Origin of the sequence: Vreelandella zhanjiangensis DSM 21076, assembly GCF_000377665.1 — a bacterium.
Classification (GTDB): Bacteria; Pseudomonadota; Gammaproteobacteria; order Pseudomonadales; family Halomonadaceae; genus Vreelandella; species Vreelandella zhanjiangensis.
In genome coordinates, this window is sequence record NZ_KB898646.1 from 407,432 (window position 1) to 426,039 (window position 18,608).

Genomic DNA, 18,608 nt, shown 5'->3' on the forward strand with positions numbered 1-18,608 from the left:
TCATGGCGGTGGGTAAAAGTCCCTTTCCGGTGATGCCACCCCTGGCGGGGGTGCGCCTAGGAAGTGCAATGGCGGGTATTAAAAAACCGGGTCGCCGTGACGTGGTGGTGATTGAACTGCCTGAATCAGCTGCGGTGTCCGGTGTCTTTACGCGTAATGCGTTTTGTGCGGCACCCGTAACGGTTGCCAAGGCGCATATCGAGCGCTGCCGCGAGAACGGTCAGTCGCCACGTTATTGGCTGGTGAATACTGGTAATGCGAATGCGGGCACCGGTAAGCAAGGGCTTCAAGATGCCTATGCCAGCTGCAAAGCGCTGGCAGAACAGGCGGGCGTTGCAGAGCATCAGGTGCTGCCTTTCTCAACCGGCGTTATTGGTGAGCCGCTCCCCATGGAGCGGCTGCTGGCGGGCCTGGCCCCTGCGCTTGATTCGAAAGCCGAGGGCAGTCAGGCCTGGCAGCAGGCGGGCGAGGGGATTCTCACCACCGATACCCGCGCTAAAGGTGCAAGCATTACGGTTGACGTGAGTGGCGGCACGATCACTATCAACGGGATCACTAAAGGCTCGGGCATGATCAAGCCGAATATGGCGACCATGCTGGGCTTTGTGGTGACTGATGCGGCGGTTGAGCAATCGTTGCTGGATCGTCTGCTGCGCGAAACCGTGGATGCCTCCTTCAACTGCATTACCGTGGACAGCGATACTTCCACCAACGATGCTTGTCTGCTGGCAGCGACGGGAATGGGCGCTGCAGTTACTAATGATGCGGACATCAAACTGTTTCGCGATGCGCTACAGCAGGTAATGACCACGTTGGCCCAGGCCATCATTCGTGATGGTGAGGGAGCGACGAAGTTTGTCACGCTGCAAGTTGATGGCGCAAAGAGTCGTCAGGAAGCGCTGGATGTGGCATTTACGGTTGCCCATTCACCGCTGGTTAAAACGGCGCTTTATGCGTCTGACGCTAACTGGGGTCGTATATTGGCCGCAGTGGGTCGGGCGCCCGTGGATAATTTTGACGTGAATCGTGTGGTCATTGACTTGGCTGATGTGCGTTTGGTCGAAGATGGCGGTCGGGCAAGCGGCTACACTGAAGAGGCGGGCAGCGCGGTGATGGCACAAGAAGAGATCACTATTCGCATCAGCCTGGGACGTGGTGACGAGAGTGCCACCGTTTGGACCTCGGATCTTTCCCATGACTATGTGACGATTAACGCGGATTATCGTAGCTAAGGTTATCGTAGCTAAGTTCAGTCGAAAGGCTGGATCAGCAGTCGTAAAAGGGCTCACGCAGCGAGTTGGCGCTGGCATTAACTTGCCAGCGCGTACACAGTGGATAAAGACGTAATGAATGTAATGGTAAAACGACGGGTTCATGTCGCGGCAGCTGCCATCGTTAGTGCCGATCAGAAAAAAGTATTGATCGCGCGTCGGCCCTCGAATGTCGATCAGGGCGGTTTATGGGAGTTTCCCGGTGGCAAGCTGGCGCCTTATGAAACGGGTCTTGAAGGGCTTAAGCGCGAGCTGCACGAAGAGCTTGGTGTCGAGATTATTCGCGCCCAGCCTTTGATTCGTATCCACCATGAATATCCTGACAAGCATATTTTGCTGGATGTTTGGCAGGTTCATGAGTTTGCGGGCGAGCCGTTTGGGCGCGAGGGTCAGGCGGTACGCTGGGTGCCGATGGAAGAGCTGGTAAAATATCCGTTCCCTGCTGCCAATCTGCCTATTCTGCGCGCCGTCATGCTCCCCACTGAGTACCTGATTACCAGTGAAGAGGCGGATGAGGCACGGTTTGATGCGTTCCTGGAACGGGCATTGAAAGAAGATAATATTCGTCTTGTGCAGCTACGTGCCAAAGCGCTTGATGAGGCTGCCTACATTGAGCGTGCTGAGCGTGCCTTGCGTATGTGTCGTGAGTATGGCGCCAGTCTGCTGCTTAACGGTGAGCCTGGCTTGCTTGAAAAAGTGGATGCTGACGGTATTCACTTAACCAGCGAGCGGTTAATGCAGCTGGATCGACGTCCTATTTCGGAACAGAAGTGGCTTTCGGCATCGACCCATGATCAGACCCAGCTTTCAAAAGCAGCCGTACTGGGCTGTGATTTTGTTACTTTGTCGCCACTGCGTACAACGCCTTCCCATCCAGAAGTAGCCCCCATTGGCTGGCATGATTTCCAGCAGCTGGTTGAGCGTGCCGGTATGCCGGTCTTTGCGCTGGGCGGCATGACCCGCTTTGATGCAAATCATGCCCGTGCCGTAGGCGCTCAGGGTATCGCCTCGATTCGCGATTTCTGGAAGTAAGCGTTTTTACGTGCTGAGGATAAGTACTTAAGATAAGTACTTAAGACAAGTGCTTAAAATAAGTACTTAAGATTAGTACCGAAGATAAGCGCCAAAAAAACGCCTGCCAGAGTCATCTGGCAGGCGTTTGCTTTATGAGCTTGTTACGAGCCTAATCGCGAAAGCGGCGGGTTAAATCGCTATAGGCATCTATGCGGCGATCACGCAGGTAGGGCCAGATGCGTCGGGTGTTTTCACAGCGTGCCATATCGATAGTGACGACCAGCTGCTCGGCCTCTTCACCTGCATGGGCAAGCAGCTCGCCCTGAGGCCCACAGATAAAGCTTCCACCCCAGAACTGAATGCCGTCACCGACGCCCGAATGGTCGGCCTCAAAGCCAATGCGGTTGGCGACGATTACCGGCAAGCCATTGGCGACACCGTGAGAACGCTGAATCAGCGTCCAGGCATCTTTCTGACGTGTCTGCTCGGCGATATCATCGTTGGGGTCCCAGCCAATGGCCGTGGGGTAAAGCAGCAGGTCGGCACCCGCCAAGGCCATCAGGCGTGCGGCTTCCGGATACCATTGATCCCAGCATACCAATACGCCTAAACGGCCAAGCGATGTATCAATCGGGGTAAACCCCTCTGCACGGCTCGCGTTATGATCACCGGGGGTGAAATAAAACTTTTCATAAAAGCCCGGATCATCGGGAATATGCATTTTACGATACTGACCCACGCGGCCCTTGGCGCGGTCATACACCACGGCGGTGTTGTGATAAAGCCCAGGCGCACGTCGTTCAAACAGTGAACCCACCAGTACGATATCCAGCTCGCGGGCTAACGCTTCCAGGCGCTGGCCGGTCGGCCCATCCAGCGGCTCGGCCAAATCAAACAACGCCGGGTCTTCAAACTGGCAAAAGTAGTGGGTGGCATGCAGCTCCTGAAGCATGACCAGCTGTGCGCCGCGCTTTACTGCATCCCGAATGCCCGCTTCGCTGGCGTCAAGGCTCTGCGCTTTATCGGGCCAGGCAGGCTGCTGAACTATTCCAACCGTTAGGTCAGTTGTCGGCTTTATGGACATCGTAGCTCCTTACTGGTTGGAAGAGGCCGCTGTCAGCGTACCTTTGGGTAGCTGCATGGTTAAGCAGTGCAGGCTGCCATGCTGACGAATAACGCTTGAGCACTCAATGGGGATCAGCGCATGGTCTGGAAACGCATCGGCCAGCGCATTAAGTGCCAAAGTATCTGCTGGATCACCATAGGTGGGTACCAGCACCGCGTCGTTAATAATCAGAAAGTTGGCATAAGTGGCCGGCAGCCGGTGGCCGTCTTCAGGATCAAAGCATGCCTGTGGCCAAGGCAGTGGAACAAGCCGGTATGCTTCGCCGTTACGCTGCCGAAATGCTTTTAACTCCTGCTCCATGGCCTGTAGCGCGGCATAATGCGAGTCTTGTGGATCATCGCAGCGAACATAGGCAATCGTCGTAGGGTTGCAAAAACGCGCCAATGTATCAACGTGGCTATCCGTATCGTCACCTTCGAGGTGGCCGTTGGTTAACCACAGCACGCGGTCGACGCCAAAGTCGTCAGCCAGCAGCGCTTCAACGTCCTGGCGGGTCAAGTGCGGGTTACGGTTAGGGTTGAGTAAGCAGGCCTCAGTGGTTAAAAGCGTGCCTTCGCCATCGGTTTCAATCGCGCCACCTTCCAGCACCATATCGCGTGAAGCAATCGGGCACGCCCAAACGCCAGCATTCGCTAGTGCCTGTGTCAGCTGGTTATCATTGCTGGCCGGAAATTTGCCGCCCCAACCGGTGAAGGTGTAGTCCAGCATTACTGGCTGGCCTTCGTCATCAACCACGCTGATCGGGCCGTGATCGCGTGCCCAGGTATCATCCGTGGGCGCCACTACCAGCAATAGCTTGTGAGCCGGCACGCCGTAGGCATCGAATGTTGTCCGCACCCGTGCGCACGTTGCCTCATCCGGCATGCTGATAACCACCTGCTGATAGCGAACGGTTGCCAGTACAATACGTTCAAGCGTTGCTTCAATGCGCGATAGCAGCGACTCCCAATCGCCATCAGGGCGTGGCCAGGTGAGCTGTAAACCGTCTTGTGGATGCCATTCAGGCAGCAGGCGATAAGTCATGTTAGCCAACGTCGCAGAGCCTCTTGGTAAGATCTTTTGATAAACACAAACGCTCGCCGATTGCGCCAGCGTAAATGGGCGCAATGTAGGGGGTCGCGGGGGAACTTGCAAGCCCTACGTGGTTTAAGGGAACGGGCCTGTATTCTGTCGCTCTAATGGCCGTTTGCACATGCAGTATTGCTAAAAAAACCGTACCATGAGCGCTTATTAATAAGGAATGACGCCATGCTTGATCGTTTGCCTTTCCTGGTGGGGCTGCGCTACGTGCGCGCCAAACGCCGGAATCACTTTATTTCATTTATTTCATTAACATCGATGCTGGGGCTCATGCTGGGGGTGGCGGTGCTCATCCTGGTGTTATCGGTCATGAACGGTTTCGACCACGAACTACGCACGCGCATTTTAGGAATGGTGCCGCATACGAAAATCGAGGCAACCCAAGGGATGGTCGAGTGGGAAGCGCTGGCCGACGAGCTGATCCAGCGCGAGCGCGTCATTGGTGCAGCACCTTATGTTGAGCAGCAGGGTATGTTTTCTGCCGCTGGCCGTAACCAGGGGGCAATGGTCAACGGTATTAACCCTGATTGGGAAGACCAGGTATCCATTATTGGTCAGCATATGCGTCAAGGTGCGCTTGCCGACCTGGTGCCGGGTGAGTGGAATGTGGTGCTTGGCTCAATGCTGGCACGCCAGTTGGGCGTTGGCGTCGGCGATCGTGTAACGCTGCTGGTGCCTGAAGCATCCATTACACCGGCAGGTGTTTTCCCGCGTTTAAAACGCTTTACCGTTAGCGGTATTTTCAGCGTTGGCGCTGATCTTGATGCCAATCTTGCCTACGCCAATATTGAAGATATGCAGACGCTGGCCCGTCTGGGCGATGCGGTAGGTGGCTTGCGCCTGGAGCTTAACGATCTATTTATTGCCGGCAGTGAAACCCAGGCCATCGTTAATGATTTAGGGCCGGGCTACCGCGGTACTGACTGGACGTCCTCGCATGGCAACCTTTTCCAGGCCATTCAAATGGAAAAGCGCATGATTGCGCTGTTGTTAACCGTCATCGTGGCTGTCGCAGCTTTTAATATCGTGTCTACCCTGGTCATGGTGGTCACCGACAAGCGTGCGGATATCGCGATTTTGCGCACCATTGGCGCAACGCCGCGCTCTATCATGGGTATTTTCATCGTTCAAGGATTGGCCATTGGCCTGATGGGGATTGCCATTGGCGTGGCCGTGGGCATTTTGCTGGCGCTGACGATCTCGGATCTGATCGGTTGGTTTGAAGCGGCCTTTGGTATTCAGTTCCTGGATGCAGGCGTTTACTTTATTAGCGACTTGCCATCTCAACTGCAGTGGGACGACGTTCGCAACATTGTATTGGCGGCCTTCGGTCTAACGTTCCTGTCCACGCTGTATCCCGCTTGGCGCGCTGCTCGTGTTCAACCGGCGGATGTTCTGCGCTATGAATAAGGATGCTTGCATGTCTACTACTACGCCGTTAACTGCCGCGTCGTCTACCGCTACGCAAGGCTCAGTGGCGGAGGCTCAGGAGCCGCCCATTATGCTGAATTGCAATAATTTAACACGGGTTTATAGCGAAGGTCCGCAAGACTTAACCGTGCTTGATAAGCTTGAGCTATCCGTGCGTGCCGGTGAGCGTGTGGCGATCGTGGGCAGTTCAGGATCGGGAAAAACGACGCTGCTTAACCTGCTGGGCGGGCTGGATCGACCTAGCGATGGCCAAGTAGTGATCGCGGGCGAACCGCTTTCTACATTAAATGAGGCGGCCTTAGGGAAGTTTCGCAATCGCTATATCGGCTTTGTCTACCAGTTTCACCATCTGCTGGCGGAGTTTACCGCGGTTGAAAATGCAGCATTGCCGCTGATTATTCGCGGTCAATCAAAGAAAACCGCTGAAAAACGTGCAATGCAGATTCTTGAGCGAGTCGGGATGAAAGCGCGGGCCGACCATAAGCCGGGCGAGCTTTCTGGCGGTGAGCGTCAGCGTGTGGCAATTGCCCGCGCGCTGGTGACTGATCCAAGCCTTGTGCTGATGGACGAGCCGACGGGGAATCTGGATCAGACGACCGCCGCGACCATTTTGGCCTTGATGGATGAGTTGGCTAAAGAGAGCGCCTGCGCCTTCGTTATCGTGACCCACGATGTGGGCCTGGCGGCGCATCAGGATAGGGTACTTAAACTGGATGCAGGCAAGCTTATCGAGCAGCCACGCACGCCTTAATCATCGAACTCAGATTCGACCCGCGCCCGACGCCGCTGCCTGTTTTGGCGGCGGCGTTTCCAATTATGAGACACGTGCCAGCGCCAGATAAGGCGAATGCCGACATTGGCCACCAGCGCCAAAACAATGGCCGTAACAAGTGATCCGACCACCAATGGGGGCAAAATATCGTGCATCTGTTCAGCAATCCAGCGCGTTGAAATGCGCGTTGGCGCCTCGCGTACCGGCTCGCCGAGAATAAAGGTGCCCAGCCGATAGTTGCAGTAAAAAATAAGCGGCATGGTGAGGGGGTTGGTGACCCAGACAAGACTTACCGACAGCGCCAGGTTACAGCGGCTAAGTCGTGCACCGATCGCCGCGACCACCATTTGAAAAGGAATGGGCAGCATGGCGCAAAACAAGCCGACGCTAAACGCATTGGCAACGCTTCGACGAGTTAAAAGCCACAACCCCGGGTCAGCAATCAGCGGCGCCATAAAGCGTAGAGATCGCTGCTGCCGTAACATATCGGGTTTAGGCATATAGCGCTGCAGGAAACGGCGCGGCATGTCAGGTACTCTTGCCTATTAGTGCACCCATTATCCATATAGCGTAGTGCTTAGGCTATGCCGAGTGTGTGAAGTTCTTATGCCAAGGAGAGTCGTATGCCGTTGGGCGTTGCGATACCAGCTGCATTGGCGGCCCTGTCAGGCGCTATTATTGCTGGGTTAAGCGGCATGACAGGGCTTATTAATCCTTTAGTAGGCGTTGGGTTGCTGGCTGCGTTGTTGTTAATGGTCTGGCGGCCTCAGGCGACGATATGGGTGTTGATCGGTGGTTGGGTTTTTGTAGGCATTCATCAGGAGTGGGCCAGCCGACTGCCGGCTGGGCTCAATGGTGAAGATGTCGTTGTGGATGCCGCGTTGCTTAGCGTCACCGCATCTGGTGGCTCCCAGCGGCTGCTGCTAAGCGTTAAGGCGTGTGACGCGCCCAGTAATGCGCCTTCTTGCCGTGCGCTCCAAAAAGTACGTGTTACGGCGTATGGCGATAGTGTCTATCAAACCGGAGAGCAGTGGCGCATGACGCTGCGCCTGCGTCCTCCCAGTGGTTTTGCTAATCCTGATGTCTTTGATTTTGAGCAGTGGCTATGGCGAGAGGGCATTCACGCAACGGGGTATGTGCGCCAGGAGCCAGCAGCGGTAAAGCTGGCTGATGCCGGCTTTTCTGTACGCCGAATAGCGCTAGATATATTGGATAACCAGCCTCTGAGCGAACGGACGCGTCGTTGGCTGGCCGCCTTGACGCTCGGTGAGGGCGAGCGGTTAACCCAGGATGACTGGGCGCTACTCAACGCCACGGGCACTACCCACTTAGTGGTGATTTCAGGTTTGCACGTTGGTTTGGTGGCCGGGTTTGCGCTACTCCTGGCGAGAATGGCGTCACGGTTAATGACTCCCACTAACTGGCGGATGCGCGTTTGGCCGTGGTGGGCAGCGGCGGTGGTTACCATTGGGTATGCGTCATTGGCAGGCTTGGCACCCCCAGCGATGCGGGCCATGGTGATGGCGCTGGTGGGCCTCTGGGTGTTGAGTGGACGGCATGCGCCGGGCGTTTGGCAGGCTTGGTGGCTGGCGCTTGGGTTGGTTGTTGTGATCGATCCGCTGTCATTATGGCGCCCTGGGCTCTGGCTTTCATTTCTGGCCGTTGGCTGGCTGATTATTATCTGGCAGGGACGCTCGCGCCCGCAGGGTATTAAAGGCTGGTGCTGGGCACTGCTGCGCTCACAGTTATTGCTGGCTCCGCTAATGGCGGCTGCCGTGCTTATTGCATTTGAACGTATCGCGCCGGCGTCGCCACTTATCAATTTAATCGCCGTGCCCTGGGTCAGTTCTGTGATGGTGCCTTTGGCGCTGTTGGGTTGGATATTCTCGCCGTTACCTTTACTTGGCACAGGCGTGTGGTGGCTGTTTGAGCAGGCGCTGGGCGTTTTTACGCTTTGCTCACCCAGGTAGTGCAACTATGGCCGCTGTGGGAGCCTGACCAGGCACTCATCTATCCTTTAAGCGGTGTGCTTTTATGGCTGGCGCTATGCTGGGGGCTGCCGAGTGTGCCTCTCTGGTTAAGAGGTGGGGCGGTACTACTCACGGTGTTGCTTCCCTGGTGGTCGCCTCAGGAGCCCATACCCAAAGGTAAGCTACGTGTGACTGTGCATGATGTGGGCCAAGGCCAGCTAATTGAGCTGCATAGCCAGCAGTACCGTCTGCTTTACGATACGGGCCCGCGTTTTCAGGCAGGCTTTATGCCGTTACAAACGCTTTGGTCGCCTAACCAGCATTTTGATCAAGTGATCGTAAGCCATGCCGATATCGACCATGCCGGGGGTATTGGAGCGTTGCTTGCAGACCACAGCGTGGCGCACTGGCAAGCACCAGTAGGTGAATCATTACCGGTAACGACCACCGCCTGCGGGCGAGGGCAAGCATGGCAGCGTGATGGCATAACCTATCGCTTTTTATGGCCACCCGCCGGGTCTAATACTTACTCCGCCAATGATCGCTCATGCGTGCTGGAAGTTAGCGTAGGCGAAAAGCGGCTGTTAATTACTGGGGATGTCAGTCGCGATATCGAGCGGCGTTTTCTGCTCGATGTTGATTTGCCCGTCAGCGTATTGGTGGCCGGACATCACGGTAGCCGCACCAGTTCCGGCGTTCAGTTTGTTCAGCATATCGCGCCCGATCACGCTATTTTTAGTGCTGGACGTAACAACCCTTTCCAGCATCCAGTGGATGATGTGGTACGGCGTTTTCGAAAACAAGGCAGCTGTCTGTGGAATACGGGGCACGATGGTGCGCTGCGCTTTTGGCTGCAAAAAGACTATCCAGTGATTATCACGCCCATGCGCCCGCAACCGGATAGCGCTAAGCGGTGTTGATGCGTCTCGCCATAAGGTAGAATTCAGCGCATTGCACACTATTGCCAGGAGCGCGTGTGACTGATTCAGGTTGGGTTCTCTATAAACGGCTGCTGAGCTATGTAAAAACGCATTGGCGAGCCTTTGCTTTAGCGGTCGTCGGGTTTGTGGTTTATGCCGCATCCAGTACGGCGCTTGCGGAAATGATGAAACGCCTCATTGACGGTATTCAAAATCCGGATGCGGCTTTTCGGCTTTTTTTGCCGCTGTTTGTTGTTTTAATGTTTGCCGCGCGCGGGGTGGGTACTTTTTTGAGTACCTATTACATGGCGTATGTAGGACGCTATGTGATTCACACGCTGCGCTGCGACGTATTTGCTCACTTGCTGCATCTGCCAGGGCGCTTTTTTGATCAGCACTCAAGCGGTCATCTCGTTTCCCGAGTGACGTATCATGTCGAGCAGGTGGCTGGGGCGGCAACCAATGCCGTTACCGTTATTCTGCGCGAAGGTCTGTTTGTCGTCGGGTTGATTGGCTATCTGTTCTGGACGAACTGGATGCTGACGCTGCTGTTTTTAGGCGTTACGCCAGTCATCGCCGCGGTCGTAAGCTATGTCAGCAAACGCTTTCGGAGTATCTCCAAGCGAATTCAAAGCTCGATGGGCGATGTCACGCATGTTGCTTCAGAAGGCTTGTCGGGCTATCGGGTTGTGCGCACCCACGGCGCGGAAGATTACGAAAAGCAGCGTTTCAAAAGCGTAAGCGAAGAAAACCGCAAGCAGAGCATGAAAGAGGCCAAGACCCGAGCGATAAGCTCTCCTGTCATTCTGATGCTGGTCGCCATTTCCATGGCGCTGCTGGTGTGGTTGGCCATGTCACCGGCATTAATGGCCGATATGACTCCAGGTGAATTTGTGGCATTTATTACGGCCGCTGCCCTGATGATCAAGCCAGTGCGTCAGCTCACCGAAATTAATAGCGATATTCAAAAGGGGATTGCCGCGGCCTCTGAACTGTTTGGGCTGATGGATTTGGCGCCCGAACAGGATACCGGCACACGCATACCTGGGCGTTTGCGCGGTGAAGTGGCCCTGGAGAACGTTAGCTTTCGCTATGCAGACGAGCAGCCGGGCGTGCTTCACGATATCAATTTACACGTCGCGCCCGGCGAACTGGTGGCGATCGTTGGCCGCTCGGGCAGCGGTAAATCAACACTGGTCAGTCTATTGCCGCGTTTTTATCGCCTCAATGAAGGGCGCATTCTAATTGACGGCGTGAATATTGATGAGTATGCGTTAGGGCCCCTGCGCCAGCAGATTGGCCTGGTCTCACAGCAGGTAACGCTGTTTAACGCCACGATTGCCGAAAATATAGCCTATGGCGCGTCGAATCCTGATCGTCAGGCTATCGAAGCGGCGGCAAAGGCTGCCTATGCCAGTGAGTATATCGAAAAGCTTCCGCAAGGTTATGAAACCGTGGTGGGGGAAAACGGTGTCATGCTGTCTGGCGGCCAGCGGCAGCGTCTGGCGATTGCCCGAGCGATCTTTAAAGATAGCCCGATACTGATTTTGGACGAGGCTACTTCGGCACTCGATACCGAGTCAGAGCGCTATATTCAAAAAGCCCTGGAGCATGTGTGTAAAGGGCGTACCACGCTGGTAATCGCCCATCGGCTATCAACGATTGAGCGCGCTGACCGTATTTTGGTCATGGATCAGGGGCGGATCATCGAGCAGGGTACTCACCAAGCGCTGCTGGAAGCGGGTGGCGCCTATTCGGCCTTGCATCAACTGCAGTTCCAGGAAGCGCCATGACGCTAGCCCAACGCTGGCTTGAAGGGGGCTATCGTAATAGCCCTTGGCTTATCCCGTTACGCCCCTTGGGGGCGCTTTATCGATACATCATGATGCGCCGAGAAGCCGCGTATGCCAGTGGGAAAAAGGCCAGCTGGCGAGCGCCGGTACCGGTGATCGTGGTAGGTAATATCACGCTTGGCGGTACGGGAAAGTCGCCTCTGGTCGCGTGGTTGGGCCGCTGGCTGATGGCACAAGGCTGGTCGCCGGGCATTGTGACCCGCGGCTATGGGGGTAACGCTGAACACTACCCGCTTCACGTTACCCCGGCTACTGACCCGGCACAAAGCGGTGACGAGCCGGTCATGCTTGCCCAGCAAACCGCGCTGCCTGTGGTTGCAGACCCAAAGCGTGCCCGCGGCACGCAGGCGCTGGTGGATATCGGCTGCGATATAATTTTAAGCGATGACGGCTTGCAGCACTTGGCGCTTAAGCGCGATATAGAGCTTGTCGTGATTGACGGCGCACGGGGGCTGGGCAATCAGCGCTGCCTGCCTGCAGGGCCGCTGCGCGAATCACCCCGGCGGTTAGCGCGTGTCGATGGCGTGATCGTGAATGGTGAAATGCGCCACTCACTGCCAATTGATGCAACTTCAATGCAGTTAATGCCGGTCGCTTGGCGGCGCCTGAAAGATGGTGAGCGTTTTCCGCTAACCCCGTTACCCTTTAATCTGCCTGTGTATGGCGTTGCCGGCATTGGCAACCCTGAACGGTTTTTTACCACGCTGCGCGAACTGGGTGTGGAAGGCGAGATGCTGGCGCTTGCAGATCACCAGCGCTTTAGTGAGGCTATATTTTCCCCTGCTAAGCAGCGCCCCGTGGTAATGACCGCCAAAGATGCGGTGAAATGTAAAGAGATTGCCCCGTCCAATAGCTGGGTATTAGAAGTGGAAGCCACGCTTCCGCTAGAATTCGAACACTGGCTGACAGTCAAGCTGTCGGCTTTATCCTGAAGGGGATGCACGCATGGATAAGGAACTGCTGGCGATGTTGGTCTGCCCATTATGTAACGGCAAGCTAAAATACGACCGCGAGTCGCAAGAGTTGCGTTGTCATTACGATGGCCTGGCTTATCCGATACAGGAAGGCATTCCCGTGATGCTGCCTGAAGAAGCCCGGGTAATGGATGCAGATGAAAAGCTGCCAACCTCACCAGGACGCACGGGAGACCTGTAATGGCGTTTCCCACGTTTACGGCCATTGTGCCGGCACGCTTTGGATCGACCCGGCTGCCGGGTAAGCCACTGCTTGATATTGCCGGTGAGCCCATGGTTGCTCACGTATGGCGGCGCGCCTGTCAAAGTCAGGCCAGCCGCGTGGTAGTCGCCACCGATGATGCCCGCATTCGTGACGCTATGCTTGCCTACGGAGCAGAAGTCGTCATGACCCACGCGGATCATGCTTCGGGCACTGACAGGCTGGCTGAAGTTTCCCAAATCCTGGCGTTACATGACGATGAGCTAGTGGTGAACGTGCAGGGCGACGAGCCACTGATCCCCCCTACGTTGATTGATCAGGTAGCGTTACGCTTGGCTGAGGATCCCGAGGCATCTATCGCTACGTTGGCTGAACCGATCAACGATGTTGATTCGCTGTTTAATCCTAACGTGGTCAAAGTAGTGCGCTCCTTGCAGGGTCGCGCGCTGTATTTTTCCCGGGCACCGATTCCCTGGGATCGTGAGCAGTTCAAGCAACCGCCTGCGATGCTTGAAACGGATGCTTGGCTACGCCATATCGGGATTTACGCCTACCGGGCAGGTTTTTTAGCCGCTTATCGTGACTGGCCAGCGTCAGCACTTGAGCAGTTAGAGCAGCTCGAGCAATTGCGTGCGCTACACAATGGTCACTTAATCCAGGTGGCGCTGGCCTGCGAGGTTAATCCTGCCGGGGTCGATACTCAGGAAGATCTGGATCGCGTACGCGCTTTGTTAACGCCGGCTGATTAAGACACTTTTTTAAATACTCTCAACGTACAAGGAAGCGCTGTGTGACGCGGGTACTGTTCGTTTGTTTAGGCAATATTTGTCGTTCGCCCACCGCCGAGGGCGTTTTTCGCCGCGCGCTGGAAGACGCGGGCATGGGTGAGCAGGTAGTGATCGACTCTTGCGGGATAGGCAACTGGCACGTAGGCAAAGCGCCTGATCAGCGGGCGCAGGTGGCAGCCAAGCGCCGGGGCATCGATTTGAGCCCACTATGCGCTCGTCAGTTAACGGCCAGTGATTTTTTAGACTTCGATTACATCTTGGCTATGGATAACGCTAACCTTCAGGCAATGCACGCCTTGAAGCCTGCCGAAAGCCAGGCGTATGTGGGGCTTTTCTTGGACTTCGCAGGTAGGCCAGGTTCAGAAGTGCCGGACCCTTACTACGGTGGTGACCAGGGGTTTGAGGACGTGCTGGATATGATTGAAGCCGCGTCGCATGGCTTGATTCAACATTTAAAAAGTGACTCAGCGTGATAGCTTTAGCCACGCACAGCATTGGTTTTATTGGAGAACGTGTTGATCTCACATCTGCCAATACGCTGCGCCTGCCGTGTATTGCCGACTATTACGCTGAGCCCGCATCGCTTGGCGCCTTACGTCGTACGCTGGCCGCTGCCAAATGTCAGCAATGGCCGGTAACCCTGCTGGGCGGTGGGAGCAACGTATTATTGCCGTCCCGTTTGGCCGGGCTTGCGATACGCCCGGCATTAAACCAATGGTGGCTGACCCGCGATGGTAATGATGTGCTGGTGCATGTGGGGGCGGGCGTTAACTGGCATGCGCTGGTGCTCAATACGGCTGCCCGTGGCCTATGGGGCATCGAAAACCTGGCCCTCATTCCCGGTGACTGTGGTGCAGCGCCGGTGCAGAATATTGGTGCTTATGGCGTTGAACTTGCCGATAGCCTTCAGGCTTTGCAGGTCATGGAACTTGCAACGGGAGAAACTCGCTGGCTCAACAATGCCGACTGTGCGTTTGGCTACCGCGATAGCCTATTTAAAAATGCTTTAAATGGGCGCGTCGTGATTACCCAACTGGTACTGCGGCTTTCCAGGCAGCCTGCGCCTAAGCTTCACTACGGCGATCTTGCCTCGCGTTTATCTAATGCGCCGAGCCCGTTGGATGTCGCCAATGCAGTATCGGCTATCCGACAAGAGAAGCTGCCTGACCCCAAGCAGCTGGCGAACGCAGGCAGTTTTTTTAAAAATCCGATTGTTTCCTCTCAGCAAGCACAGGCGTTACTCGCTTGCTACCCAGACATGCCGCATTTTCCTTTAAGCAATGGTCAAACCAAGCTGGCCGCAGGCTGGTTGATTGATCAGTGTGGTTTAAAAGGCACGCGTGAAGGCGCTTTTGGCGTGCATGAACGCCAAGCGTTAGTGCTGGTGCATCTAGGGGGTGGTGATCGAGAGGGGCTTATGCGCTTTGCTGACTCTCTTGTCGAGCAGGTAAATACGCGTTTTAACGTGTTGCTAGAGCCTGAGCCGCGTCTGATCTAATGCTTTTGATGCATAAAAAAAACCCCGCCGAGGCGGGGTTTTTTGCGCAGTTAGCAAATTACTCTTTGCTAGCCTCTTGTGCTTGCTGCCTACGCAGTTCGCGAGGATCGTTATGCGCACGGCTACGACGACGACGCGGTTTAGGCGTCTCCTCAGCCGTTACTTCGTCTGTGGCCTGAACTTCTGACAGCGGTGCTTTTTCAGCATCGGTGGCATCAGTGATTACGTCCGAAGCCGGATTAATGGCGGGCGCGGTATCTGTCTCAGGTTGGCTTTCATTAGTCTCCTGAGCAGGCATAGCGTCTGCCTGGGCGCTTACCGGTGCAATCTCTTTCGGCTCATCGGCTACGCCGCTTTCAGCAAGCTCCGTAGGGGAGGGAGCCAGCGTTTTATCGGCGTGGCTGTCTGCTTCGTTATCGGCTTCGTTCGCTGTCTCGCTATGAGTCTCGGCGATGGGCTGAGAAATAACGTCTGCGTCGCTGGCTTCAGGAGCAATAGCTTCAGAGGCATAGGCTGGTTTTTCATCCGCCTGTGGCTGAGCATCTGCAGCTATCGGCTCGTCGCCTTTTGCTGCTGTTGCCAGCTCATCGCTTAAACGCTCTTCTACAGCTGATTCTTCAGCAACCGATTTCTCAACAGCAGGCTCTTCAGCAATCAGCGTTTCAGACGCAGACTTTTCTATAGCCAGTTCTTCAGGCTTCGCCTCGCTATGCTTGGTTGCTTCAAGGCTGGTTTCTTCAAAGCCGGGTTCTTTAGAGCTAGTCTCTTCAAGCTTGGTCTCTGCAAGATTAGGCTCTTCAAGGACAGTCTCTTCAGACGGCGTCGTCTCGGACGTTAGCTCTTCAGGCCGAGAGGCTTCAGGCGTAGATACCGCCGTTGAGGTGTTTTCCTCGGCGGGGCTGGCTTCCTGTGCTTTGGCACTTGTGCTTTCGTCAGTCGGCTGAGCATCCGGCAGCTGTGTCGCTGTAGCGCTGGTAAGCGTTTCTTGCGGCGCGTTAGCTTCAGGTGTTACCGGCTCTGCGGCAGCCGTATCAGCGTTTGACGCTTCTTCGGCTGCTTGAGTCTGCAGCTGTAGCTGCTCTGCTTCTGCCTGCGGGTTAACGGCCTGTTTGCGTGAACGACTGCGCGGGTTATTGCGCGTGCGTTTAGGCTTGTCATCCTCTTTCGCTACTGGCTGCTCAGCTTCATTGCGTGCCGCCTCTTTGGCAGGTTTGGCATCGCGCTGAGTGTCGCGTTGGGTATCGCGACGAGGCTCTTTCTGCGCCGCTTTGGGGGCGTCGCGGCTTTCCTCTTTTACCGCAGGCGTGTCTTTCTGGCGGCTGTTCTTGCTGGTGTTATCCTGCGCTTTGGCATCATCTTGCTGCGGGTTGCGACGCCGATTGCGGGTACGGGTAGGGCCGCTACGCTTATCGTTGGCATCGTCACCGGCATTGTTGTTGGTACTGGTATTGGCGCTGGTATTAGCGCTGGTATTTGCATTACGCGACTGGCTATTGCGTTGCTCAGACTTGCTGCTTTCGCTGCGCTCGTTGCGGGCAGGCCTTTGCTTGGTCTCGCTGCCTGGCTGGGCCGCTTTTTGGCTGCTGCGTTCGGCCTGGCGACGAGGTGTCGGTTCTTTTGGCTTGTCCGCGGGCTCTGCGGCACTGCTGTCATCGCTGCCCAGGAGTTTCGCGAAACCGCGAATAAAGCGTCCGATAACGCTCGGCTGCTCTTCCGTGTTGACCACCGGCGCTGCTGCTTTTGCTTTAGGGGCAGGTTCTTCAGTTTGTAGTGACGCCGGGGCCGGTGCGTTATGCGTGACACTTTTAACGGCGGCTTCAGCACGCTGAGTCGGTGGCGCAAAGCTTGGATCTGGCTCTTTGCCTACTTCGGTATCGGTCGATAGCTCGAAGCTTGACAGCGTTTGGGTGTCGTCTTCGTCTAAATGATCATCGCGTAAACGCTGCACGTCGTAGTGAGGCGTATGCATTTCCGGGTTGGGCAGCAGCACAACGCGCACACCTTGGCGTGACTCGATATCGGCCAGTACGCTACGTTTTTCGTTGAGCAGGTAGGTTGCCACCGGCACCGGGAGAATCGCGCGGATCTGCGCACTACGCTCTTTCATGGCTTCTTCTTCGATCAAGCGCATGATCGAGAGTGAAAGCGAGCGTACATCGCGGATAGTGCCCTGACCGTTACAGCGCGGACATACCACGCCGCTGGTTTCACCCAGTGAAGGGCGCAGGCGCTGACGGGACATTTCCATCAGACCAAAGCGTGAAATACGCCCAATCTGTACGCGAGCGCGATCAAGCTTCAAAGCGTCGCGCATGCGATTTTCAACTTCACGCTGATTGCGTGCCGGGCCCATGTCGATAAAGTCGATAACCACCAGGCCGCCGATATCCCGCAGGCGTAGCTGGCGGGCAATTTCATCGGCCGCTTCAGAGTTGGTTTGCAGAGCGGTTTCTTCGATATCGCTGCCGCGGGTTGCCCGGGCGGAGTTGATGTCGATCGAAACCAGCGCTTCGGTGTGGTCGATCACGATCGAGCCGCCAGAGGGGAGTTTTACCTCACGCTGGTAGGCCGTTTCGATCTGTGATTCGATTTGAAAACGCGAGAAAAGCGGCACTTCGTCAGCATAAAGCTTAATTTTCTGCTGGTATGAAGGCATCACCTGGCGGATAAAGCCCAGCGCTTCAGCGTGAATCTCGGGGCTGTCGATCAGCACCTCGCCAATGTCCTGGCGCAGGTAATCACGCATGGCCCGGATAATAACGTTGGATTCACGGTAAATCAGGAACGGGGCAGGCTGCTTGGCAGCTTCAGTGGTGATCGATTCCCATACCTGAGCCAGGTAGTCCAGGTCCCACTGAAGTTCTTCCGGATTACGGCCGATGCCCGCTGTGCGCACGATCAGGCCCATCTTGTCGGGTACGGTGAGCTGGCCCATGGCGTCTTTCAGCTGGGTGCGCTCTTCCCCTTCAATGCGGCGGGAAATACCGCCTGCACGGGGGTTGTTGGGCATCAGCACCAAAAAGCGGCCTGCCAAACTGATAAAGGTGGTAAGCGCTGCGCCTTTATTGCCGCGCTCCTCTTTATCCACCTGCACGATAACTTCCTGGCCCTCTCTTAGTACCTCTTTGATACTTGGGCGACCAGAGACGTCTTTAACGAAGTATTCGCGGGAGATTTCTTTGAGCGGGAGGAAGCCGTGGCGTTCTGCACCAAAGTCCACGAAGGCCGCTTCAAGGGAGGGTTCAACGCGGGTAATTTTGCCGCGGTAAATATTGGCTTTTTTCTGCTCTCGTGCGCCTGATTCAATATCCAGATCGTAAAGGCGTTGTCCATCAACCAGCGCGACCCGAAGCTCTTCGGGTTGGGTCGCATTGATAAGCATCCGTTTCATGTTGTCTCGCATAGCGTTGAGTACCGGCGAACCGCCCAAAGGGGGGACGTAGACGAATCGCAGGTGCTGCGTGCTTGTGCTCGGCGCATGGTTATGCTGACACGGCAAGCCGGGAAGGCATGATCGCCGACCCGGCTGACAGGTTGAGTACGTGGCGGAGGCAGGACATGTTTCGGTGGCTGTCACGTCCATCCGGCCCTGCTGACACCGCCTACACCTAGCATTTATCGATTCGCCAACGCCGGCCACCGGCACAGCGTTGAACTTGTCACCCAGAATTGGCCAATGCCTTGTGACGAAAAGGCGAAGCGGTTCTGA

General features: G+C 55.8%; 16 protein-coding genes. 12 read left to right on the forward strand and 4 right to left on the reverse strand.

The window, feature by feature from the left end:
* Window positions 1–2 precede the first annotated feature (2 nt).
* Both argJ and D467_RS0101755 read left to right on the forward strand, forming a co-directional pair.
* Window positions 3–1,232, forward strand: a complete 1,230-nt coding sequence (gene argJ, locus D467_RS0101750; RefSeq protein ID WP_018915785.1) for a bifunctional glutamate N-acetyltransferase/amino-acid acetyltransferase ArgJ — start codon at window positions 3–5, stop codon at window positions 1,230–1,232.
* A gap of 114 nt (window positions 1,233–1,346) precedes the next feature.
* The gene (locus D467_RS0101755; RefSeq protein ID WP_244147791.1) at window positions 1,347–2,303 is read left to right on the forward strand and encodes a Nudix family hydrolase; all 957 of its coding nucleotides are present in this window, start codon (window positions 1,347–1,349) and stop codon (window positions 2,301–2,303) included.
* Between the two features lie 151 nt (window positions 2,304–2,454).
* Here the strand turns inward: D467_RS0101755 and D467_RS0101760 are convergent, their stop codons facing one another.
* The gene (locus D467_RS0101760; RefSeq protein WP_018915787.1) at window positions 2,455–3,369 is read right to left on the reverse strand and encodes a carbon-nitrogen hydrolase; all 915 of its coding nucleotides are present in this window, start codon (window positions 3,367–3,369) and stop codon (window positions 2,455–2,457) included.
* Between the two features lie 9 nt (window positions 3,370–3,378).
* Window positions 3,379–4,434: an agmatine deiminase family protein gene (locus D467_RS0101765; RefSeq protein WP_018915788.1), complete on the reverse strand. Its 1,056-nt coding sequence runs from the start codon at window positions 4,432–4,434 to the stop codon at window positions 3,379–3,381.
* Window positions 4,435–4,659: 225 nt separating this feature from the next.
* Here D467_RS0101765 and D467_RS0101770 point away from each other — a divergent pair, with 225 nt between their 5' ends.
* Both D467_RS0101770 and D467_RS0101775 read left to right on the forward strand, forming a co-directional pair.
* Window positions 4,660–5,901, forward strand: coding sequence for a lipoprotein-releasing ABC transporter permease subunit (locus tag D467_RS0101770; RefSeq protein ID WP_018915789.1), 1,242 nt, complete (start codon window positions 4,660–4,662; stop codon window positions 5,899–5,901).
* 10 nt (window positions 5,902–5,911) lie between these two features.
* Entirely contained in the window at window positions 5,912–6,673 is a 762-nt protein-coding gene (locus D467_RS0101775; protein ID WP_018915790.1) for an ABC transporter ATP-binding protein, read from the forward strand.
* On the opposite strand, the gene D467_RS0101780 is transcribed toward D467_RS0101775, so the two are convergent.
* On the reverse strand, window positions 6,670–7,221 hold the full coding sequence (locus D467_RS0101780) for a DUF2062 domain-containing protein (RefSeq protein WP_018915791.1): 552 nt from the start codon (window positions 7,219–7,221) through the stop codon (window positions 6,670–6,672). The genes D467_RS0101775 and D467_RS0101780 overlap by 4 nt on opposite strands.
* Window positions 7,222–7,317: 96 nt before the next feature.
* On the opposite strand from D467_RS0101780, the gene D467_RS20170 reads away from it, so the two are divergent.
* From D467_RS20170 to murB, 8 genes are read left to right on the forward strand one after another with little or no spacing between them, the layout of a single operon-like run.
* On the forward strand, window positions 7,318–8,664 hold the full coding sequence (locus D467_RS20170) for a ComEC/Rec2 family competence protein (protein ID WP_340139687.1): 1,347 nt from the start codon (window positions 7,318–7,320) through the stop codon (window positions 8,662–8,664).
* A complete protein-coding gene (locus tag D467_RS20175) occupies window positions 8,649–9,584 on the forward strand; it encodes a ComEC/Rec2 family competence protein (protein WP_340139688.1) in 936 nt (311 codons plus the stop codon). The genes D467_RS20170 and D467_RS20175 overlap by 16 nt, the downstream gene beginning before the upstream one ends.
* Window positions 9,585–9,640: 56 nt before the next feature.
* A complete protein-coding gene (gene msbA, locus D467_RS0101790; protein WP_018915792.1) occupies window positions 9,641–11,377 on the forward strand; it encodes a lipid A export permease/ATP-binding protein MsbA in 1,737 nt (578 codons plus the stop codon).
* Window positions 11,374–12,369 (forward strand): tetraacyldisaccharide 4'-kinase, encoded by a 996-nt coding sequence (gene lpxK, locus D467_RS0101795; protein ID WP_018915793.1) that lies wholly within the window; start codon window positions 11,374–11,376, stop codon window positions 12,367–12,369. Before msbA ends, lpxK begins: the two co-directional genes overlap by 4 nt.
* A 13-nt stretch (window positions 12,370–12,382) precedes the next feature.
* Window positions 12,383–12,592 (forward strand): Trm112 family protein, encoded by a 210-nt coding sequence (locus D467_RS0101800; RefSeq protein ID WP_018915794.1) that lies wholly within the window; start codon window positions 12,383–12,385, stop codon window positions 12,590–12,592.
* Entirely contained in the window at window positions 12,592–13,362 is a 771-nt protein-coding gene (gene kdsB / locus D467_RS0101805; protein ID WP_018915795.1) for a 3-deoxy-manno-octulosonate cytidylyltransferase, read from the forward strand. Before D467_RS0101800 ends, kdsB begins: the two co-directional genes overlap by 1 nt.
* Before the next feature lie 41 nt (window positions 13,363–13,403).
* The gene (locus D467_RS0101810; RefSeq protein WP_018915796.1) at window positions 13,404–13,874 is read left to right on the forward strand and encodes a low molecular weight protein-tyrosine-phosphatase; all 471 of its coding nucleotides are present in this window, start codon (window positions 13,404–13,406) and stop codon (window positions 13,872–13,874) included.
* Window positions 13,871–14,899 carry a UDP-N-acetylmuramate dehydrogenase gene (murB, locus tag D467_RS0101815; RefSeq protein WP_018915797.1) on the forward strand — a complete coding sequence of 343 codons (1,029 nt, stop codon included), beginning with the start codon at window positions 13,871–13,873 and terminating at the stop codon, window positions 14,897–14,899. Before D467_RS0101810 ends, murB begins: the two co-directional genes overlap by 4 nt.
* Window positions 14,900–14,957: 58 nt before the next feature.
* Here murB and rne read toward each other — a convergent pair whose 3' ends face one another.
* The gene (gene rne, locus D467_RS0101820) at window positions 14,958–18,290 is read right to left on the reverse strand and encodes a ribonuclease E (protein WP_018915798.1); all 3,333 of its coding nucleotides are present in this window, start codon (window positions 18,288–18,290) and stop codon (window positions 14,958–14,960) included.
* Window positions 18,291–18,608 lie beyond the last annotated feature (318 nt).